17 protein-coding genes are annotated in these 20,260 nt (G+C 64.8%); 12 read left to right on the top strand and 5 right to left on the bottom strand.

Features of this window, described 5'->3' with window-relative positions; all coding sequences use genetic code 11:
• The first annotated feature begins 142 nt into the window (after positions 1–142).
• The 10 genes from ACCD03_RS19290 (at position 143) to ACCD03_RS19245 (ending at position 13,334) form a co-directional block, all read left to right on the top strand.
• On the top strand, positions 143–949 hold the full coding sequence (locus ACCD03_RS19290; protein ID WP_413412577.1) for a TorF family putative porin: 807 nt from the start codon (positions 143–145) through the stop codon (positions 947–949).
• Between the two features lie 32 nt (positions 950–981).
• Positions 982–1,107: a hypothetical protein gene (locus tag ACCD03_RS19285; RefSeq protein ID WP_004628489.1), complete on the top strand. Its 126-nt coding sequence runs from the start codon at positions 982–984 to the stop codon at positions 1,105–1,107.
• Entirely contained in the window at positions 1,104–1,193 is a 90-nt protein-coding gene (gene kdpF, locus ACCD03_RS19280) for a K(+)-transporting ATPase subunit F (RefSeq protein WP_004628487.1), read from the top strand. The genes ACCD03_RS19285 and kdpF overlap by 4 nt, the downstream gene beginning before the upstream one ends.
• Positions 1,194–1,212: 19 nt before the next feature.
• Positions 1,213–2,985 (top strand): potassium-transporting ATPase subunit KdpA, encoded by a 1,773-nt coding sequence (gene kdpA, locus ACCD03_RS19275; RefSeq protein ID WP_413412576.1) that lies wholly within the window; start codon positions 1,213–1,215, stop codon positions 2,983–2,985.
• 40 nt (positions 2,986–3,025) lie between these two features.
• The gene (gene kdpB, locus ACCD03_RS19270; protein WP_413412575.1) at positions 3,026–5,242 is read left to right on the top strand and encodes a potassium-transporting ATPase subunit KdpB; all 2,217 of its coding nucleotides are present in this window, start codon (positions 3,026–3,028) and stop codon (positions 5,240–5,242) included.
• A gap of 15 nt (positions 5,243–5,257) precedes the next feature.
• A complete protein-coding gene (kdpC, locus tag ACCD03_RS19265) occupies positions 5,258–5,872 on the top strand; it encodes a potassium-transporting ATPase subunit KdpC (protein WP_413412574.1) in 615 nt (204 codons plus the stop codon).
• A 648-nt stretch (positions 5,873–6,520) separates the two neighbouring features.
• Positions 6,521–9,337, top strand: a complete 2,817-nt coding sequence (locus tag ACCD03_RS19260; RefSeq protein WP_413412573.1) for a DUF4118 domain-containing protein — start codon at positions 6,521–6,523, stop codon at positions 9,335–9,337.
• A gap of 132 nt (positions 9,338–9,469) precedes the next feature.
• Positions 9,470–10,276: a MetQ/NlpA family ABC transporter substrate-binding protein gene (locus ACCD03_RS19255; protein ID WP_413412572.1), complete on the top strand. Its 807-nt coding sequence runs from the start codon at positions 9,470–9,472 to the stop codon at positions 10,274–10,276.
• A gap of 943 nt (positions 10,277–11,219) precedes the next feature.
• Entirely contained in the window at positions 11,220–12,434 is a 1,215-nt protein-coding gene (locus ACCD03_RS19250; protein ID WP_413412590.1) for an EAL domain-containing protein, read from the top strand.
• A gap of 252 nt (positions 12,435–12,686) precedes the next feature.
• Positions 12,687–13,334 carry a response regulator gene (locus tag ACCD03_RS19245; RefSeq protein WP_413412571.1) on the top strand — a complete coding sequence of 216 codons (648 nt, stop codon included), beginning with the start codon at positions 12,687–12,689 and terminating at the stop codon, positions 13,332–13,334.
• A gap of 10 nt (positions 13,335–13,344) precedes the next feature.
• On the opposite strand, the gene ACCD03_RS19240 is transcribed toward ACCD03_RS19245, so the two are convergent.
• Complete coding sequence (locus ACCD03_RS19240) at positions 13,345–14,124, bottom strand: aquaporin (RefSeq protein WP_045205234.1); 780 nt, start codon at positions 14,122–14,124, stop codon at positions 13,345–13,347.
• A 131-nt stretch (positions 14,125–14,255) separates the two neighbouring features.
• On the bottom strand, positions 14,256–15,722 hold the full coding sequence (locus ACCD03_RS19235; protein ID WP_413412570.1) for an MFS transporter: 1,467 nt from the start codon (positions 15,720–15,722) through the stop codon (positions 14,256–14,258).
• A 125-nt stretch (positions 15,723–15,847) separates the two neighbouring features.
• Here ACCD03_RS19235 and ACCD03_RS19230 point away from each other — a divergent pair, with 125 nt between their 5' ends.
• The gene (locus ACCD03_RS19230; protein ID WP_045205232.1) at positions 15,848–16,693 is read left to right on the top strand and encodes a helix-turn-helix transcriptional regulator; all 846 of its coding nucleotides are present in this window, start codon (positions 15,848–15,850) and stop codon (positions 16,691–16,693) included.
• Between the two features lie 4 nt (positions 16,694–16,697).
• Here the strand turns inward: ACCD03_RS19230 and ACCD03_RS19225 are convergent, their stop codons facing one another.
• On the bottom strand, positions 16,698–17,297 hold the full coding sequence (locus ACCD03_RS19225; protein ID WP_045205231.1) for a hydrolase: 600 nt from the start codon (positions 17,295–17,297) through the stop codon (positions 16,698–16,700).
• Between the two features lie 23 nt (positions 17,298–17,320).
• Entirely contained in the window at positions 17,321–17,755 is a 435-nt protein-coding gene (locus tag ACCD03_RS19220; RefSeq protein ID WP_045205230.1) for a PaaI family thioesterase, read from the bottom strand.
• A 291-nt stretch (positions 17,756–18,046) separates the two neighbouring features.
• On the opposite strand from ACCD03_RS19220, the gene ACCD03_RS19215 reads away from it, so the two are divergent.
• Positions 18,047–19,174 (top strand): porin, encoded by a 1,128-nt coding sequence (locus ACCD03_RS19215; protein ID WP_045205229.1) that lies wholly within the window; start codon positions 18,047–18,049, stop codon positions 19,172–19,174.
• Between the two features lie 18 nt (positions 19,175–19,192).
• Here the strand turns inward: ACCD03_RS19215 and ACCD03_RS19210 are convergent, their stop codons facing one another.
• A complete protein-coding gene (locus ACCD03_RS19210; protein WP_413412569.1) occupies positions 19,193–20,242 on the bottom strand; it encodes an ABC transporter substrate-binding protein in 1,050 nt (349 codons plus the stop codon).
• Positions 20,243–20,260: the final 18 nt, after the last annotated feature.

Here is a 20,260-nt window from a genome sequence, read left to right as displayed (position 1 = left end):
ACCCCGTTTTTACCCCCCTTTCCCTACTGTTGCACTGCACGCAGGCCCTGTGACGGGAGCCTGCCTGCACGCCGCATCCGGCCCCCGTTGACGCGCACCTGCGCCGGGCCGTGCGGCACCCAAAAAAACAAGGGAAAGGTCCATGCAAGCCAAGGTTTCTTTGCACGCCACCGTCATCGGTGGCGTTGTCTTCTGTGCCGCAGCACTGTCCAGCGCGGCCGCATTTGCGCAGTCCACTGACGCTGCGCCGGCGCCTGTTGCCACCCCGGCCGCGCCTGCCAGTCCGCTCACGGCCAACGTCACGTTGGCCAGCCAGTACCGCTATCGCGGTCTCATGCAGACCAACAACAAGCCCGCCATTCAGGGCGGGGTGGATTACGCGCTGCCCAACGGCTTCTACGTGGGCAACTGGAACTCGTCGATCAGTTGGCTGGGGGATTCCAACCCCAACGTGTCCGCCCCCATCGAGATGGATTTCTACGGCGGCTACAAGACCGAGCTGATGAAGGACGTGCCCATTGATGTGGGCGTGCTGCAGTACTACTACCCGGGCAGCTACCCAAGCGGCTACACCCGCCCGCACACCACCGAGGGTTATGCACAGATCGGCTACGGGCCGGTCTCGTTCAAGTACTCGCACGCGTTCTCCAACCTGTTCGGTTTTGCAGATAGCCACCACAGCCAGTACTTCGATCTGTCGGGCAACTTCGACACCGGCTTCTGGGGCCTGACGCTGAACCTGCACGTGGGCTATCAACAAGTGCCGCACCAAGTGGTGCGCACGTCGTATGCCGACTGGAAGGTGGGCGTGACGAAAGACTTCGGCAGCGGCTGGACGGCATCGCTTGCGTACATCGATACCAACGCTGCGCGCGCCGCCTACACCAACACGCGCGGCAATTACATGGGCAAGGCCACCGCGCTGCTGGCGGTGACCAAGACGTTCTGACCATCACGACCTGAAGGAAAAGGGGAGCGCATATGGACCTCGTTTATCTCGCCGGCCTTGCGGTGCTGGCCCTGGCAGTGGGCGGATTGCTCGCCCTCTCCGGCCGGCTTGCCACCAAAGACCAACCCACCACGCACGCGATGGAGAAACAGCAATGACCTGGCTCTATGTGCTGTCCGGGGCCATCACGGTGGTTCTGCTCGTCTATCTGTTCGTGGCCCTGCTGTGGCCCGAACGCTTCTAACAACAATGCGAGGCACACCATGAATGCGTTCCTCCTCCAGCTGGCGATCTATCTGGTCGTGCTGCTGGTTCTGGCCAAACCGCTGGGCGCGTATATGACCGGCGTGTTTGGTGACAAGCCATCGCGCACACACTGGCTCGGCCCCATCGAGCGGTTGTTCTATCGCGTGGCCGGCGTCAACCCGCAGGCTGAAATGGGCTGGAAGCGCTATGCGCTGGCCGTTATCGTCGTCAACGTGCTGGGCGCGCTGGCGGTGTATGCGCTGCAGCGCGCGCAGCAGTGGCTGCCGCTCAACCCGCAGGGCTTTGCTGCCATCACGCCGGATTCGTCCTTCAACACGGCCATCAGCTTTGTGAGCAACACCAACTGGCAAGGCTATTCGGGCGAAAGCACGATGAGCTATCTCACGCAGATGCTCGGCCTGGCGGTGCAGAACTTTCTGTCTGCGGCGACCGGCATTGCGGTGGTGATTGCACTCATTCGCGGCTTTGCGCGCCACTCGGCCAACACCATCGGCAACTTCTGGGTCGACTTCACGCGCGCCACGGTCTACGTGCTGCTGCCGCTGTCGATCCTGGTGTCGGTGTTCTTCGTGAGCCAGGGCGTGATCCAGAACTTCGATGGCTACAAGGAGGTGACCACCGTCACCGCCACCACGTACGACAACCCGAAGATGGATGCGCAGGGCAACCCGCTCAAGGATGCGCAAGGCAACCCTGTCACCGAGAAAGCCACCACGCAAACGCAGACCCTGCCCATGGGCCCGGTCGCGTCGCAAGAGGCGATCAAGATGCTGGGCACCAACGGTGGCGGCTTCTTCAACGCCAACTCCGCACACCCGTACGAGAACCCCAACGCGCTGACCAACTTCGTGCAGATGCTGGCGATCTTCATCATCCCGGCGGCGCTGTGCTTTACGTTTGGGGGCATGGTGGGCGATGGCCGGCAAGGCTGGGCCGTGCTCGCCGCGATGACGGTGTTGTTCGTGGCGCTTGCTACGTTCCTGGCTTGGTCAGAGCTGCACGCCAACCCGATGCTCGCCAACCTCGGCATCGACCAGGCCGTGGGCAACATGGAAGGCAAGGAAACGCGCTTCGGCATCGTGGCTTCGTCGTTGTTTGCCACGATCACCACGGCGGCTTCGTGCGGTGCCGTCAATGCCATGCATGACTCGCTGACCGCGCTGGGCGGCTTCGTGCCGATGTTCCTGATGCAACTGGGCGAAGTGGTGTTTGGCGGTGTGGGCTCGGGCCTGTACGGCATGCTGGTGTACGCCATCCTGGCCGTGTTCATTGCCGGTTTGATGATCGGCCGCACGCCGGAATACCTCGGCAAGAAGATCGAGGTGTTCGAGATGAAGATGACCTCCATCGCTATCCTCGTCACGCCGCTGCTGGTGCTCGTGGGCACGGCCGTGGCCGTGGTGGTGACGCAGGGCAAGGCGGGCATCTTCAACCCCGGCACGCACGGCTTCTCTGAAGTGCTGTACGCCTTTTCTTCTGCCGCCAACAACAACGGCAGCGCGTTTGCGGGCCTGTCTGCCAATACGCCGTTCTACAACGTGGCGCTGGGCATCTGCATGTGGCTGGGCCGCTTCTGGATCATCGTGCCGGTGCTGGCCATGGCAGGCACGTTTGCCGCCAAGAAGCGCCTGCCCGTGACGGCCGGCACGCTGCCCACGCATGGGCCGCTGTTTGTGGTGCTGCTGATCGGCTCGGTGCTGCTGGTGGGCGCGCTCACGTACATCCCGGCCCTCGCGCTCGGCCCCATTGCGGAACACCTTGCACGCTAAGCGCAAGGCGAGTCGTCTACCCAATATCAACAGGTGCCTTATGGCTATCCGTTATCCCGAATCCGAACCTGCCGTGCGTACGGTCAAGCACAAGCTTGAGCCCAGTGCCGGCACTGGCACTGCCGCAGCCGCCGAGCCGCACGCGCGCAGCACGCACACGACGCTATCTGCCAAGGATGTGCGCAAGCTGTCGATGTTCTCGTCGGCGCTGGTCAAGCCCGCCATTGTGGATAGCTTCCGCAAGCTGTCGCCGCGCGCGCAGGCCAAGAACCCGGTGATGTTTGTCGTCTATATCGGCAGCATCCTGACCACCATCCTGTGGGTGATGGCGCTGCGCGGCCAGGCCGAAGCGCCCGCGGGCTTCATCCTCGCTGTGTCGGTGTGGCTGTGGTTCACGGTGCTGTTTGCCAACTTTGCCGAGGCGCTGGCCGAGGGCCGCAGCAAGCAGCAGGCCGCATCGCTGCGCGGCATCAAGACCACCGTGCAGGCCAAGGTGCTGGCAGACCCGCATCGCAGGGACCGCGTGGAGGCGCGCACCGCCACCGCCCTGCGTCGTGGTGACATCGTGCTGATCGAAGCCGGCGACATGGTGCCCGGCGATGGCGAGGTGATCGAAGGCGTGGCCTCGGTGGACGAAAGCGCCATCACGGGCGAATCGGCGCCGGTCATTCGCGAATCGGGCGGGGATTTCTCGTCCGTGACGGGCGGCACGCGCGTGCTGTCGGACTGGATCATCGTGCGCATCACCGCCAACCCCGGCGAGAGCTTCCTTGATCGGATGATCTCGATGGTGGAAGGCGCCAAGCGCCAGAAGACCCCCAACGAGCTGGCGCTGACGATCCTGCTGGTGAGCCTGACCATCATCCTGATGCTGGCGACCGTCACGCTGCTGCCGTACTCGATCTTCTCGGTGGACGCGATGAAGGCTGGCTCGCCCATCACCATTACCGTGCTGGTCGCGCTGCTGGTGTGTTTGATTCCGACCACCATCGGCGGGTTGCTGTCGGCCATTGGCGTGGCGGGCATGAGCCGCATGATGCAGGCCAACGTGATCGCCACGTCGGGCCGCGCCGTGGAGGCTGCCGGTGATGTGGATGTGCTGCTGCTCGACAAGACCGGCACGATCACGCACGGCAACCGTCAGGCGTCGCGCTTCATTCCCGCGCCGGGCGTGTCGGCCAAGCAGTTGGCCGAGGCGGCATGGCTGTCGTCTCTGGCCGATGAAACGCCGGAAGGCCGCAGCATCGTCACGCTGGCACGCAACCTGGGCGAGGCTTCCATCGATGAAGCGGCGCTTGCGAAGACGCAGCCCGTGTACGTCGCCTTCTCTGCGCAAACGCGCATGAGTGGTATCAACGTTTCGTATGCAGGCGACGCTCGTCAGATCCGCAAGGGTGCGGCAGATGCCATTCGCACGCATGTGACGTTGCTGGCCGGCAAGTTTCCCGATGCCGTGTCCACCGCCGTGGACGACGTCGCGCGCCAAGGCGGCACGCCGCTGGTGGTGTCCGACAACGACCGCGTGCTCGGCGTGGTGGAGCTGAAAGACATCGTGAAGGCGGGCATTCGTGAGCGCTTTGCCGAGCTGCGCCAGATGGGCATCAAGACGGTGATGATCACCGGCGACAACCGCCTCACCGCCGCCTCCATCGCTGCGGAAGCGGGTGTTGACGACTTTATTGCCGAAGCCACGCCCGAGACCAAGCTTGCGCTCATCCGCGAGCAGCAAGCGCAAGGCCGCCTCGTTGCCATGACCGGTGACGGCACCAATGATGCGCCCGCGCTGGCGCAGGCCGACGTGGCCGTCGCCATGAACAGCGGCACGCAGGCCGCCAAGGAGGCCGGCAACATGGTCGACCTGGATTCCAGCCCCACCAAGCTGATCCAGATTGTCGAGATCGGCAAGCAGATGCTGATGACGCGCGGCTCGCTCACCACGTTCTCGATCGCCAATGACGTGGCGAAGTACTTCGCCATCATCCCGGCCGCATTTGCGACCACGTATCCGCAACTGGCTGCGCTGAACGTGATGCACCTGGCCACGCCCGCATCGGCCGTGATGAGCGCGGTGATCTTCAACGCGCTGATCATCGTGTTCCTGATTCCGCTGGCACTCAAGGGCGTGAAATACCGCGCGCTGGGGGCGGCTGCGCTGCTGCGCCGGAACCTCTTGGTCTACGGCCTGGGCGGCCTGCTGCTGCCCTTCCCGGGCATCAAGATCATCGACATGTTCCTGGCCGCAATGGGCTGGGTTTAAGGAAGGAGTGCATTCATGGCAACCACAACACAAAACGTGCAGGCCGATGTGCCGCAACAAGGTGGGCTGCTGCGTGCGGCGCTGGCGGTCTTCATTGGGCTGTCGCTTATTACCGGCGTGTTGTATCCGGTGGTGGTGACGGGCATTGGCAAGGCGATGTTTCCGGCGCAGGCCGGAGGCTCGATCATCGAGCGCAATGGCAAGGCGGTGGGCTCGTCGTTGATCGGGCAGAACTTTGAGTCGCCGGAGTATTTCTGGGGGCGGATCTCGGCGACTGCGCCGAACGCGTATAACGCGCAGGCTTCTGGTGGCTCCAACCTGGGGCCGAGCAACCCCGCGTTGACGGAGGCAGCCAAGGCACGCATTGCTGCCCTCAAGGCAGCGGACCCGACGAACACGGCGCCGATTCCGGCGGACCTTGTGACGGCATCTGCCAGCGGGCTGGACCCGCAGATCAGTCCGGCTGCTGCGGCGTACCAGGTTGAGCGCGTGGCGCGTGCGCGGCATCTGTCGACTGAGCTGGTGAAGAAGGCGGTGGCTGAGAACACCAAGGGGCCGATTCTTGGGGTGTTTGGGGAGGCTACGGTGAATGTGTTGGAGTTGAATTTGGCGTTGGATGATTTGAAGTGAGGGTTGTGGCCACTGGCTTTGACTTTGATGTTGGTGGTCCATCCCCCTTTCGTACCCTGCCGGGCACGACTCACTTTTCTTTGTCTTGCCAAAGAAAAGTAAGCAAAAGAAAGGCGCGCCCGAGATGGCGAAAGATTCCTTGAATTTGCGTAACCGGGCGGAGGTGGGGAAAACTCGCTGCGCTCAGACAGTTCCCCACCTTTTTTCCGCCCGCTTACGAAAATTCAAGGCGCCATCAAGGGCAGGAACGTCAACGGCCAAACCGGTGGTTTGTGTGGCCTGTTGGAGTTTCGTTTGTTGCGGTGTGCGGCTTCGCTTCGCTTGCTATCTCCACCGGGTCTTACTGCCCTGCCTTGCGCCTTGCTGTGCACCCACTACTGCGCCCGTACTTCGATGGTGTGGCCGTACCCTGCCCTAGATGGCGCCTTGAATTTCTGTTGCAGAGAGGAAAAAGGAAGGGAAACTGTCTGAGCGCAGCGAGTTTTTCCCTTCCCCTCTCTGCGACATAAATTCAAGGAATCTTTCGCCATCTCGGGCGCGCCTTTCTTTGCTTACTTTCTTTGGCAAGACAAAGAAAGTGAGTCAGCCCCGGCAGGGGATGAAACAAGGGATGCACCACAAGAACAAAAAGCACCCAAAATACAAGCCATGCCAGCAGACCAACGCCCGAACCCAGACCAACTCCTAGCCGAGCTCCAATCCGGCCAAGAGCAGTCCGCCCGCGGCAAACTCCGCATCTACTTCGGCGCCTCAGCCGGCGTAGGCAAGACCTACGCGATGCTGGCAGCAGCAAAGGCCGCCCGCGCAACGGGCATCGACGTCATCATCGGCCTGGTCGAAACCCACGGCCGCGCTGAAACCGCCGCGCTGGTCGCCGACCTTGAACACCTCCCCACCCGCCAGATCGAATACAAGGGCCGCACGCTGCCCGAGTTCGACCTCGATGCCGCGCTGGCGCGAAAGCCCGCGCTCATCCTCGTCGATGAGCTTGCGCACTCGAACGTGGCGGGGTCGCGCCACCCCAAGCGCTGGCAGGACATCGAGGATTTGCTTGCCGCCGGCATCGACGTCTGGACCACCGTCAACGTCCAGCATCTCGACAGCCTGAACGAGGCGGTGGGCAGCATCACCGGCATCCGCGTGTGGGAAACGGTGCCCGACGCGGTGTTCGATGCCGCCAACGAAGTCATCCTCGTCGATCTGCCCGCCGATGAACTGCTGCGCCGCCTGGCCGAGGGCAAGGTCTACATGCCCGAGCAGGCCCAGCACGCGGCGCGCAATTTCTTCCGCAAGGGCAACCTCATCGCCCTGCGCGAACTCGCCCTGCGCCGCACCGCCGACCGCGTGGACGACGACGTGCAGGCCTACCGCCGCGCGCGCCGCATTGAAAACGTCTGGCGCACGCGCGAGACCGTCGTCGCCTGCCTGGACCCGCAGGGCGACAGCGAGCAGGTGATCCGCAGTGCTGCGCGCCTGGCCGCGCAGCTTGAATGCGATTGGCATGCCGTGGCCGTGGTGATGCCGCATTTGCGTGCGGCCGATGCCCGCGCCGAACGCCTGCATGCGTTGCTCAAGCTGGCCGAAGACGCAGGCGCGCGCGTGGAAACGCTGGCCGGCACCAATGCCGTCGAGGCCATCACCGGTTATATCCGCCGCCACAACATCACCAAGGCCGTGATCGGGCGCCCGCCCGAGAAGCGCTGGCGATCGGCGCGGGCCATCGTCGTTGCGCTGCGGCTGGCGATCGGGCTGGAGCGCCGGCTGCCCAGCGGTGACTTTGCCGAGGCGCTGGCGCGGCATTGCCCCGAGGTCGACGTGATTCGCGCCGCGGCCGACCCGGCGCATATCCAGCTCACGCCGCGCGCAGCCGAGGTCGGCCGTGCTGATGTGCGCAGCGAAGCCCAGCGCGCTGCCGATGCACAGGCCGGGTGGCTCAAGCCGGCTTACGTGGCCGCGTGCGTGTACGTCGGGATTGCGACGGCGCTCTCCAGCCTGGTGCGGCCGGTGTTCGATCTGGCCAACATCGTCATGCTGTTCCTGGCCGCCGTGGTGGCGGTAGCGATGCGCCATGGGCGCGGCCCGGCGGCGCTGGCGTCGGTGCTGTCGGTGGCGCTGTTCGATTTCTTTTTCGTGCCGCCACGTTATTCCTTTGCCGTGAGCGACGTGCAGTACCTGCTGACCTTTGCGGTGATGCTGGCCGTGGGCATGCTGGTGGGCCAGTTGACGGCAGGCCTGCGTGAACAGGCCGAAGTGGCGGTGCAGCGCGAGGCCGCCGCGCATGCGTTGTATGAGGCCGCGCGTGAACTGTCCGCCGCGCTCACGCTGGATCAGATCGTCAGCATCGGTGGGCGCTTCGTCAACGCAACCTTTGGCGGGCGCTGCGCGTTCTTCTTCGTTGGGCTGGACGGGCGGCTCGGCGCACCGCAAGTCGCCAAGTCGGAAGGCACCACCGATGCACCGTCGGGCATGCCGAACCTCGACCGCGTGCTGGCCGATTGGACGTACCAGCACGGCCAGCCTGCCGGCACGGGCACGCACACGCTGCCGTCGGGCTCGGTGCTGTATCTGCCCCTGAAAGCGCCGATGGCCATTCGCGGCGTGCTGGCCGTCGAGCCCGAAACCTTCCATGTGCTTGCGCAGCCCGACAACCGCCGCCAGATCGACGCCTGCGCCACGCTCATCGCCATTGCCATTGAGCGCGTGCACTACGTGGAAGTCGCCCGCGACGCCTTGGTGCGTATGGAATCGGAGCGGCTGCGCAATTCACTGCTGGCCGCCGTGTCGCACGATTTGCGCACGCCGCTCACGGGCCTGGTAGGGATGGCCGAGACGCTGCTGCGCGCGCAGCCGCCCCTGCCCGCGCTGCAAGCTGAGGCTGCCACCGCCATCGGCCAGCAGGCGCAGCGCATGCGCACGATGGTCACCAACCTGCTCGACATGGCGCGCCTGCAGAACCAGGACGTCAAGCTGCGGCTGGAATGGCAATCGATGGAAGAGCTTGTTGGCGCGGCGCTGCAGGCGATTCCGCTGCCCGATCATCGTGTGGTTGTGGATAACCTCGCAGCCCTGCCGCTCATCCGCTGCGACGGACCGCTGATGGAGCGCGTGCTGTCGAACCTGCTGGAGAACGCGGGCAAGTTTGCGCCGGCCGGCACCGAGGTGCGCATCTCCGGCGAGATCGTCCACGACGACGCACGCGGCGATGAACTGCGCCTGCGTGTGCGCGACCACGGCCCTGGCGTGCCGGCGGGCTCGGTGCAAACCATCTTCGAGAAGTTCACGCGCGGTGAGAAGGAATCGGCCACCACCGGCGTCGGCCTGGGTCTGGCTGTGTGCGAGGGGATCGTGAGCGCGCATCACGGCCGCATCTGGGTGGAGGCACCGGCCGATGGCGGCGCGTGCTTCGTCGTCGCCCTGCCCGCCGCTGAACCCCCGCCCGTGGAAGACGGCGAGCCCATCGCCTAGCTGCACCGTTCTTGGGCATATGGACATGCCGAAAATGTCGTTCTGTCGTGCGCGCATGCGTGACACGATTGCGTCACACCGCCCGCTACCCGCGGGCGATTTCATTCACGACAAGATCCACGAGGTTTCTCCATGTCTCTGTTCTCCCGCCTTGCGCGCGTGGCCGTACCGGCCATCGCCTTTGCTGTTGCCACTGCCGCCAGCGCCGACACCAAGCAGATCAAGCTCGGCACCATGAGCGGCCCCGACGCGCAAATCTGGGAAGTCGTGCAGAAGGTCGCCAAGAAGGACGGCCTGGACGTCAAGATCATCGAGTTCAACGATTACGCCCAGCCCAACCCCGCACTCGATTCGGGCGACCTGGATGCCAACGGCTTCCAGCACCAGCCCTTCCTCGACGGCCAGATCAAGGCGCGCGGCTACAAGATCGTCAACGTGGGCCTGACCTATGTGGCGCCGATGGGCTTTTACTCGAAGAAGATCAAATCGCTCGCGCAGCTCAAGGAAGGCGCCAAGGTCGGTATCCAGAACGATCCGTCCAATGGCAACCGCGCGCTGCTTCTGCTGCAGAAGGCGGGCGTGATCAAGCTCAAGGCGGGCGCCGGCACGAACGGCAACAATGCGACACCGCGTGACGTGGTGGAGAACCCGAAGAAGATCAAGCTGATCGAGCTGGACTCGGCGCAATTGCCGCGCTCGCTGGATGACCTGGACGCCGCTTCGATCAACACCGACTACGCGGTCAAGAATGGCCTGACGCCGGCCAAGGACGCCATCGCACTGGAAGATCGCCAGGGACCGTACGCGAACCTGATCGCCGTGCGCGAAAAAGACAAGAACCAGCCGTGGGTGAAGACGCTGGTGCGCGCCTACCAATCGGAAGACGTGCGCAAGTTCATCGACACGCAGTTCAAGGGCGCGATCCTGCCGGCGTTTTAAGCAGCGGGTGCTAAGTCAGCGGTTACTTTCGCGGATTGGTGCGAGAGTGAAGCACTGCGTGCCGGCAGGCAGACTAGATTTTGAGCGCACCGCATCGTTTTGCTGCGCTGCGTCATTGTGTGACAAGTGCAATCGTTTTCGTCACACGTGGCGCTGCGGCAACGCTTGTAGCTTCTCGTTACATTAAGTAGTTCTACGTTATTGCAACGCAACAAACGATTCGCTATAGTAGGAACTGTCTCCTCCACCCTCCTTGGTGGATTGTGGCCCGAGCACCTGGTGCTCGGGCTTTTTTCTTTGGCGCGCGGCTTTTGCTGTTCTTCCGGCCGCCTTGCATCTCGGCCGGTCCCGGCTACCCTGAATTCTCAACTTTTCTACGTGTTTTCCTCGGCAGCGTTGCCCGATAGCAACGAGCAAGGATTTTTCAAGCGTGCGCTTCGAGTCGCCCCTCGAACACCTACACGTCTGTCGGCGCGAAAGAACCAAAGCGTTGCTTGAATCACGTTAGCGCAGCGAATGTGCGCGCAACCGCCTGCTTTGTGCGGCTAACATCGCGAAATATCGTCAGCTTTTGTCCTACAAGCCTTTCGGCCAACCCCGGACAGTCTGACTTCACCCCCTCCACTAAACTTCACCTTGCTCTCTCTTTAGAGAGCACTCCCCCCCTTTTGAGCCCGCCCCTGTTGCGGGCTTCATTTTTTTCGGGCACGATTTCTTCCATCCCGACGCTGTCGACACCGGCGTCGGAAGCTCAAAAGGTTGGGGGAATCTCTCAAGGCCCGCGCAGTTGAAAAGCTGCGCGGGCTTTGTTTTTTCCGGCGCCGCACGCTGACTCCACCTGACAACGCCCCCGGCCGGTGCTTCAATGGCGGCTGACGGTGGCGTCACACAGCGCAAACGGGATGCGCCTCGCCCCGATACCGACAACAAGAAGGACTGGCCGATGGAAGGTTTCGCGCAACTCGCCGTGCTGGTGGTGGACGACCATCCGGTGCAACGGGCCGCCGCCCGGCAACTGCTCCATACGCTGGGCGTGCAGCAGATCCTGACCGCCTGCGACGGCCGCGAGGCGCTCTACCTTCTCCAGCTCTGCCACGTCGATCTCGTGCTGTGCGACATCGACATGCCCGGCATGAACGGCCCAGAGCTGATGGAGCAGATGCACTTGCGCGGCGGCTGCGTCTTTCCGCGACAGGCGCCTGTGTGGGCGTGGGTCAGCGCGATGGATGCGCCGATCGTCGAGTCGCACATCAGCCTGGCCGATGCGATCGGCTTGACGCGCACGCACGGCGTGCAGAAGCCGCTGCGCCCGGCGCACGTGCTGCCGCTGCTGGAGGAAGCCGCTGCGCGGGAGCGGGACGGGGCACCGGCTGCAGCCGCTGTCTTGCCGCAGTTCTCCGACGACGAGCTGGCCGCGCTCATCCAAGAAACGCCTGAACAGATCGAGGTCGTATTCCAACCCCAGCACGATCTGGCCACCAACCAGATTGCCGGCGCCGAGGCGCTCTGCCGCTGGATGCATCCGGTGCATGGGCGTGTGTCGCCAGCGGCGTTCGTGCCGCGCCTGGAAGCGCTCGGGCTGGCTGATGGCCTGTTCTTCCATGTGCTGGAGCATTGCGTGCGCGTGCAGCACGCGCTGGCCGCGCATGCGTATCCCGTTTCGATCGGTGTGAATGCGTCTGCGCAGACGCTGAGCCGGGCCGGCACCGTAGACCGCATCGACGCCATCGTGCGCGAGGCGCGTATTGCGCCGGCGGCCATCGCCATCGAGCTGACGGAGGATTCGCCCGTGCACGATGCCACGCAGCTCACCATCGCACTCAACCGCCTGCGCCTGCTGGGCCATCCCCTGGCCATCGACGATTTTGGTGTGGGCATTGCCACGCTCAAGCTGCTCGCCGACCTGCCCTTCACCATTCTGAAGATCGATCGCTCGTTTACGGCTGCGGTGGACCAGACCAGCCAGCGCGGCGTGATCTGCCGCACGATGATCGAGCTGGCGCGCACGCTGCATCTCGAGTGCATTGCCGAAGGGGTGGAAACTGAAGCGCAGCGCCAGACGTTGCGCGCGCTGGGCTGTGCGACCGGGCAAGGCTATCTGTGGGCGGCACCGCTGTCTGTCACCGCGTTTCTTGCGCACGTGCAGGCGGCAGCGTAAGCGCGAATAAGCGCGAATACCGCAGGGCCATTCAGTTTCTCTCAACCCAGATAGAAGCAGCTTCTGCCCCGAAAGGTTACGCGGAGCCAAAGTCAGAAAAGTCTGATCCCGCGCGGCATATCTGGTGAGTAAGGTACCGGCTCCTTTCAGCGGCGCTTCTGACTCCCATGACGGCTCCGATCCCTTCCACCTTGCTGCTCGCCACGCTGGACACCTCATCGCTGGCGACGCACCTGACCTGACGGCGTGCGTATGTGCTCTGTCCTCTCGATCGTGATGGCAGACGATCATCCGGTGATTCTTATGGGGCTGGCGGCGGCCATTGCGCAGTTTCCACAGCAGCAGGTCGTGGCACAGGCACACGACGGGCGAGAGCTGATGCAGGTGCTTACGCAAATCGACTGCAACGTCATCGTGACCGACTACAACCTGGGTGGCGAACCCGCCTTCGATGGCATGCAGTTGCTGGCGCGCTTGCGCAAGCAGCACCAGAAGCGCGCCATCGTGGTCTGCACGATGGTCCGCAACCCCGCCCTCTTGCGCGCCATGCGGCAGATTGGTGTGGCCGGCATCGTCAGCAAGAGCGATGACTTCGTTCATGTCGGGCACGCTGTCATGGCGGCCGCCCGCGGCGTGCGGTATGACAGCCCGCGCATCCTGGAAGAGACGGGCCTTGGTTCCAATGAACGAGATGTGTGCGAGCGACTGAGCGCGCGCGAGCGCGAAGTCCTGCGCCTGTATGCCGGCGGCACGGCCGTGTCCGACATAGCGCTCATGCTCGGTTCGAGCGTGAAGACCGTCAGCACGCAAAAGACCGTGGCGCTGCGCAAGCTGGGCCTGGCGCGCGAGATCGATCTCTTTCAGTACGCCCGCGCCCGCGGGCTGACAGCGCTCCGCTGAGCGCCCACCCTCAGCTTGCCTGGCGGTGCATCGGCACGGCTTGAGCCGGCGCGATGGCGGCGCCGGATGCCTGCGCGGGTGCGGCTTCCACGCCCATCAGCCAACTGAACAACGGCGTTGCCAGTAGCGCGCCGGCGAGTTGCGCCAGCATGTAGCCCGGGACATCGCCGGGGCGGATGCCGGAGGGGCCGTCGGTCAGTGCGCAGGCAAAGGCCAACGCCGGGTTGGCCAGCGATGACGACGACGTGAACCAATACCCCGCAGCGATATAGGCGGCCACCACGAACGGCAATTGCTTCGGCGCGTGACGCCCGCATGCGACGCCCACGCCGATCAGCCCGAACGTTGCCAGTGCTTCGCTCCACCACAGTGCGAGGCCGGTGGCGGCATGCGTGCCCGGCGCCCATGCCGGCATGCCAAACATGACGTGCGCGGCGGCCACACCCAGCGTGGCGCCCACGGCCTGTGCAGCCAGATAGGCCAGCGCTTCATGCCCACGCAGACCGCCCCGCAGCAACGCCGACAGGGTGACCGCCGGGTTCAGGTGCGCACCCGACACCGGCGCGAACACCGTCAGCAACGCCAGCAAGCCGGCGCCACCGGCCAGCGATTGCGCCAGCAGCGTCCACGTGGCATCGCCGCCGGAGAGCCGGCTTGCGTGGATGCCGGTGCCGATTACCACCGCAATCAACAAGGCCGTACCGAGCCCCTCCGCGACGATGCGGCGCGCCAGGGATGGTGCAGCGGACGTGGTCGAAGCCGCGGCGCGAAGGTGGGACACAGTGGCCATGAGGAAAGAAGAGGAACGATGCCAAGCGCATCGCGCGGGAGTTTGGAACCTCCGTTGGGGCCGATCAATGCACACGGGCGCGCTTGTGTCGCGCGTCCGAGTATCGAATGGTGCGATTGATGCGGGGCTGCTCAGGCCGGGCTTGCCGCGCCAGCCGCGGCCAGTTGCCGCTGCTGTGCACCCAGCCGCGCAAAGCCGACGGCCGCTGCACCGAGCGCTGCCAGCATGGCGATGCAGCCCGCCATCGTGCCGTGCGCCATGCCGTTGGCGCCGCCGGCAGCGGCAAAGGTGAAATACAACCCGCCGATGCAGGCGACGCCCAGTGCGCCTGCCAGTTGCTGTGCGGTAATCAGCAGCCCCGCTGCCGCGCCTGCCTGCGTACGCGCTACGCCCGTCAGCACCAAGCCGATCAGCGGGACGACGACCAGCCCCTGCCCCGCTCCGTACAGCGCCACGGCAATGCCGATGCGCATCATGCTCGGCGTGGCAGGGTGCGCCCACTCCGTCCCGAAACCCGACAGCAGCACCAGCAGGCCCAGCGCCATCAGGCCGAGGCCTGCCAGCAGGGCGCGAACGCCATAGCGCCGTACCAGCGCATTGGCCACTCGCGACGTGATCAAAAACGTGATGGCCAGCGGCAGGATGGCGGCTCCCATGCGCACCGCGGAAAGCTGCCGCCCGTTCTGCAGATACAGCGTCAGCACCAGGAAGAACGCCATCATCCCGATGTAGTGCAGCGCCGACGCCGTCAGGCCCGTCATGAAGGCGCGATGCTGCAGCAAGGTGGGCGGCAGCAGCGGCGTACCGCCGGCACGATCGACACGGGCTTCCAGTTGCTGGAACGTGGCCATGCCGAGTACGCCTACGACAAGCAGTGCGAGCGCCCACACCGGCCAGTGCAGTTCGCGGCCGAACAGCAGCGGCACCAGCACGGCGGCCACGCTCACGGCCATCCACGCCACGCCGGCGGTATCGAGATGCACCTTCGCTGCGTTGGCGCTCGGGTGCGGAATCCAGCGCCAGCCCAGCAGCGCGGCAGCCAACCCGACCGGCACATTGATCAGGAAGGCCGCGCGCCAGCCCAGCCCGGCGATGTCGGCGCTGGTGAGTGCGCCGCCCACCAGCAGCCCGGCCGCGCCGCCGGTGCCCATCACCAGGCCGAAGATCGACAGCGCGCGGTCACGCTCGGTGCCGGCAAAGAGCGCCTGCACGCTCGCCAGCACCTGCGGCACCATCATCGCGGCCGACAGGCCCTGCGCGAAACGCCATGCAATGAGCGCTGCCGCGCTACCCGCCAGCCCGCAACCGGCCGAGGTGGCGGTAAAGGCGACGAGGCCCAGCAGGAACACGCGCCTGCGCCCGAACAGATCACCCAGACGGCCGCCCGTGATGAGCAGAATCGCGTAGCCAAGCTGGTACACCGCCAGCACCGCCTCCAGTTGCGCGGGCGTGGCGTGCAGGCTTGTGCGGATGCTCGGGATCGCCACATTCGCGATGAACGCGTCGACGATGAACATGAATTGCGCCGTCACCATCACACCGAAGGCGAGCCAGCGGCGAGGTTCCGATACTGAGGAAGCAGAAGAAATGTGAGTCACGATCGGCTCCGGAAAGAGGGATGAACGCAGCGTAGGTGCGCGAGCCGATTCGATGCAGAGCTAGGATTAACCTAGGATTGGGTTGTCCCTCCCACCTTCACGCGCTGTCGTGTGTAATGCCCCTCATGGACGATTTCACCGCCGACCTTGCCTCCTTCCCTGCCGCGCCCCGTAACGAGCTGGGCGAGTTCCTGCGCAGCCGCCGCAGCCACCTGCGCCCGCAGGACGTGGGGCTGCCCGAGGGCAGCGGGCGCCGCCGCACCGCCGGCCTGCGCCGGGAAGAAGTCGCACAGCTCGCCAACATCAGCATCGATTGGTATGTGCGCATCGAGCAGGGGCGCGACGTGCGGCCTTCCGTGGCGACCATCGAGGCGATCGGGCGTGCGTTGAAGCTGTCTTCAGATGAACGGGCGCACATGCGCGGCCTGGCGCGTGCCGAATCGGTTTTCACGGGGCCCGGAGTTGGGACCCCCGGGCGTTCGGCGGCCGAAGCGGTGCCCGATGTCTTGCGCCGGGCCGTCGCCGGCATGGTCTTGCCCGCCCACGTGCGTAGCTACCGCACCGAGCTGCTGTGCTGGAACGAGGCGACCTCGCAGCTCTTCATGGATTTCGGCACGATGCCGCCGGAAGACCGCAACTCGCTGGTCTACATGTTTTTGTACGCCAATGCGCGCGAGCGTTTTGTCGAGTGGGAGAACGAGGCGCGGCGCATGCTGGCGAAGTTTCGCGCGGTGTACGACCCGCACGCAGACGACCCGGTGCTCGTCGCGTTGGTCGACCGGCTGCGCACGAGCAGCCGCGAGTTCGATACCTGGTGGCGGCAGCACGAGGTGCGCGCCCAGCGCGCGGAGCACAAGCTGATCCGCACGCCTGCCGGCAAGGTCGTCCGCTACGACTACATTGGCCTGCCGGTGATGGAAGACCCGCGCCTGCGTATGGTGCTGTACGTGCCGGTCGAGGACGGCGCCTGAACGTTCAGGCCGTCAGCGCCGCGAGGATCGTGTCGGTATCGCGCACGCGGCCCAGTCGCGGGAACACGTTTTCCACCGAGGATCGATGCATCGCCGCATCGTTCGAACTCATCGCGTCTTCGGCCAGCACCAGCGCGTAGCCGTGCTCCCACGCGGCACGCGCGGTCGATTCCACCCCCACGTGCGTCGAGATGCCGCCCAGCACGATGGTGGCGATGCCGCGACGGCGCAATTGCAGATCGAGTTCGGTACCGTAGAACGCGCCCCACTGGCGCTTGGTGATCTGGATGTCGGTGGGCGCCACTTCCAGCTCGGCGGGTTGTTCCCACCATTGCGGCGGCAGGCCACCGGGCTGTGTGGGCGCGGGGCGGTCGACAGGCTGGCGCGGCGCATCGGCGTAGTCTGGCGCCCACCCCACGCGCACCAGCACCACGGGTGCACCCAGCTCGCGAAAGCGCTTGGCGAGCCTGGCAGACGCGCCCAATACCTGATCTGCCGAGTGCGGCCCCTGGGCAAACGGCAGGATGCCGCGTTGCAGGTCGATCAACACCAGCGCGGTGGTTTTCGCAGACAAGGCAGACAGGGTTTGCAGCGGTTCAGGCATCAAATGCTCCAGACGAATCGGGGTTACGGACGACGGATGACACACGTTGCCGTGGCGTGCGCCAGCAATGTGCCGTCCTGCGTTTTGAGCGTGCCCTCCGACACGCCGATCGTGCGCGAGACATGCAGCACGCGTCCAACGGCCACCAGTGGCGTGTCCACCGGCACTGCCTTCACCATCTTTACGTTCAAATCGACCGTGCCGTAGCCGACGCCGGCTTCGAGCATCGAATGCACGGCGCAGCCCGTCACGGAGTCGAGCACCGTCGCCGCAAAGCCGCCATGCACACCGCCCAGCGGATTGAGGTGGCGTTTGTCGGCTCGGGCACCGAAGTGCACCGTGCCCGCTTCGATGAGGTCCATCGTCATCGGGATGGTCTCGCTGATGGATGCGCGTGGCAGATCGCCGTGCGACATGGCCTGCAGCAATTGCAGGCCGGTCATTTGGGACGGATGCATGGGAGGAGTCTGGTGGCGTTGAGGTGAGGTGACTCGACACTCTACCGCGAGCCCGATTGCCAGGGCTGCAATGCGTTGCACTGGACGACGCAACAACCCCCGCCTCTGCGCACGTCCCAATGCGGGTAGACCCTAGCGTTGCGCGCACACCGACGCGAAAGGCTCCAGAAAGGTGCCCCCTTCTACGCTCGCCCAGCGATTGCATCGGGCGGTCTGACCCACTGCCGTTGCGCGTTTCCCGAAGCCGGCATCACGACCGGACACCATCACCCACAAAGGAAGGAGACTTCAATGTCCCGCATCAAGTTTGCCCTTGCGGCAACTGCAGCCGCAGCGGCCACGCTGGCCACCGGCGCCGCTCATGCCCAGTCGAACGTGACGCTCTACGGCCTGATCGACACCACCATCAGCACCGTCAACAACACCAACGCTTCAGGCGCGCGCACCACCGGCTTCCAGATTCCCTGGTTCTCGGGCAGCCGCTGGGGCCTGACCGGCAAGGAAGACTTGGGCGGCGGCACGTCGGCCATCTTCAAACTGGAGTCGGAATACGAAACGCCGACCGGCAACATGGACACCCCGGGCGTGCTGTTCAATCGTGACGCTTGGGTGGGCCTGTCGAGCCAATCGCTGGGCAAGCTGACCTTCGGTCGCCAGAACGCGATTGCGCGCGATATCTCTGCCATCTACGGCGACCCGTACACCAGCGAGAAAGTCGGTCTGGAAGAAGGTGGCTACACCAACACCAACAACTTCAAGCAGCTGATCTTCTACGCAGGCAGCGCCACCGGCACGCGCATGAACAACGGCGTGGTGTGGAAGAAGATGTGGGGCGGCCGCTTCCTGACGGCCCTGGGCTATCAGTTTGGCGAAGTGCCGGGCCAGTTCACGCAAGGCACCACCGAGTCGCTCGCACTGGGCTACAACGGCGACAACTTCCATCTGGCAGGCTTCGCGCAACAGGCCAAGGTGGGCGGCTTCATGGACCGTTCGTACTCGCTGGGCGGCAACGTGATCATGGGCATGTTCCGTGTCAACGCCGGTTACTTCCACTACACCGGCGAGCAGCCAGCCGCGCTGGGCAATCGCAAGGACGACGCCTACACGCTGTCGCTGAAGATCGCTCCTCAAGGCGCGTTCGACTATGAAATCGGCTACCAGATCATGAAGGCTGACAACGCTGCCTTCAGCGCAGATGGCAACACGCTCAATGCGTACGCCAGCGTGGTGGGCGCCACCGCAGCGGGCAGCGGCCGCAAGAACACGCTGTACGGCTCGGTGTTCTACCACGTGTCCAAGCGCACGGAGTTCTACGTGGCGGCGGACTACATGAAGCTCAAGGATCAGTACATCGTGGGCGGCACCAACGGCCACAACAGCCAGACGGAGTTTGGTGTCGGTATGCGCACGCGCTTCTAAGCGAGTGTTTGGTTTGAGCTAGCGGCGCTCGCGCACCTGATCGACAAACTTGTTGGTGTAGGTGCGCGAGAGGTCGATGTGCTTGTCGCGCGCGTTGGCATTGCTGGCGGCGAGGACGCGCAGGACGGTGGGTGGGCCGTCGTCCGGCATGCGTCCGTCGGTGCTGAAAGTGGGCAACGCGGCGGCAAGCGCTTTTGTGTACAGCTCTGGATGATCGCGCCGGAATTCAGGCGGCATGCGGGCGGCAATGTCTTCAGCACCGTGCGTGCGCATGTAGCGCAGGGTGTGCACGAATGCGCGGGCCAGTTTGGCGGCGACGTCCGGATGCGCTTCCAGCCATTCGGTCTGCAAGTACAGACACGCGGCCGGATACGAACCGCCCAGCGCGGCACGCGTGCTCTCCAGCGTGCGCAGGTCGAGCAGCACGCGCGCTTCGCCGCTGTGCACGAGGCGTGAGACCGTCGGGTCGGTGGTCATGCCGGCATCGATGCGGCCGCTGCGCAGCGCGGTGACGAAGCTGCGTTCGGCGCCGACTGGCAGCATGGTGTAGTCGCCGGCCGACAGCCCCTGCTGCGCCATCAGATAACGCGTGAGAAAGCTGGTGGATGCGCCCAGGCCCGTCACGCCCAGCGTGCGGCCACGCAGGTCATGCATCGATTGCACTGTCGCCGGCAACCGTGTCGACACGACTTCTGCTTCGCCCGGCACTTGGCTGAATACGACAATGGCACGCACTTCCTTGCCCTTGGCCTGCAGGTCGATGGTGTGGTCATAAAAGCCGACCACGCCTTGCGCAAAGCCGGTGAGCAGTTCGCTCTCCGCATCGACGCCGGCGGGCTGCGAGACCAGTTCCACATCGAGCCCTTCGTCACGGAAATAGCCCAGGCGCTGCGCTAGCGTAGCGGGCAGGTAGATCATCTTGGCGGTGCCGCTGACCATGAGCGTCAGGTGCGCCGGGTCTTGTGCAAGGGCATGCGAAGTTGCCACGGCCAGAAGGGCAGCGAGCCACGGCGTGACCCAGCCCCGGACGCCGCGTGCGCGAGCGCTCCTGCAGGTAAAAACACCCATTGAGTTGTCTCCGGCTCT

This window comes from Ralstonia sp. Ralssp135, assembly GCF_047304345.1.
Taxonomy (GTDB): domain Bacteria; phylum Pseudomonadota; class Gammaproteobacteria; order Burkholderiales; family Burkholderiaceae; genus Ralstonia; species Ralstonia chuxiongensis.
The sequence above is the reverse complement of the archived record's forward strand: the minus strand, read 5'-3'. Positions and strand labels throughout refer to the sequence as shown.

Bases quoted from the DNA above. Each gene is read 5' to 3' on its own strand.
- ACCD03_RS19290 (WP_413412577.1), top strand. From the start codon at position 143: ATGCAAGCCAAGGTTTCTTTGCACGCCACCGTCATCGGTGGCGTTGTC.
- ACCD03_RS19285 (WP_004628489.1), top strand. From the start codon at position 982: ATGGACCTCGTTTATCTCGCCGGCCTTGCGGTGCTGGCCCTGGCAGTG.
- kdpF (WP_004628487.1), top strand. From the start codon at position 1,104: ATGACCTGGCTCTATGTGCTGTCCGGGGCCATCACGGTGGTTCTGCTC.
- kdpA (WP_413412576.1), top strand. From the start codon at position 1,213: ATGAATGCGTTCCTCCTCCAGCTGGCGATCTATCTGGTCGTGCTGCTG.
- kdpB (WP_413412575.1), top strand. From the start codon at position 3,026: ATGGCTATCCGTTATCCCGAATCCGAACCTGCCGTGCGTACGGTCAAG.
- kdpC (WP_413412574.1), top strand. From the start codon at position 5,258: ATGGCAACCACAACACAAAACGTGCAGGCCGATGTGCCGCAACAAGGT.
- ACCD03_RS19260 (WP_413412573.1), top strand. From the start codon at position 6,521: ATGCCAGCAGACCAACGCCCGAACCCAGACCAACTCCTAGCCGAGCTC.
- ACCD03_RS19255 (WP_413412572.1), top strand. From the start codon at position 9,470: ATGTCTCTGTTCTCCCGCCTTGCGCGCGTGGCCGTACCGGCCATCGCC.
- ACCD03_RS19250 (WP_413412590.1), top strand. From the start codon at position 11,220: ATGGAAGGTTTCGCGCAACTCGCCGTGCTGGTGGTGGACGACCATCCG.
- ACCD03_RS19245 (WP_413412571.1), top strand. From the start codon at position 12,687: ATGTGCTCTGTCCTCTCGATCGTGATGGCAGACGATCATCCGGTGATT.
- ACCD03_RS19240 (WP_045205234.1), bottom strand. From the start codon at position 14,124: ATGGCCACTGTGTCCCACCTTCGCGCCGCGGCTTCGACCACGTCCGCT.
- ACCD03_RS19230 (WP_045205232.1), top strand. From the start codon at position 15,848: ATGGACGATTTCACCGCCGACCTTGCCTCCTTCCCTGCCGCGCCCCGT.
- ACCD03_RS19225 (WP_045205231.1), bottom strand. From the start codon at position 17,297: ATGCCTGAACCGCTGCAAACCCTGTCTGCCTTGTCTGCGAAAACCACC.
- ACCD03_RS19220 (WP_045205230.1), bottom strand. From the start codon at position 17,755: ATGCATCCGTCCCAAATGACCGGCCTGCAATTGCTGCAGGCCATGTCG.
- ACCD03_RS19215 (WP_045205229.1), top strand. From the start codon at position 18,047: ATGTCCCGCATCAAGTTTGCCCTTGCGGCAACTGCAGCCGCAGCGGCC.
- ACCD03_RS19210 (WP_413412569.1), bottom strand. From the start codon at position 20,242: ATGGGTGTTTTTACCTGCAGGAGCGCTCGCGCACGCGGCGTCCGGGGC.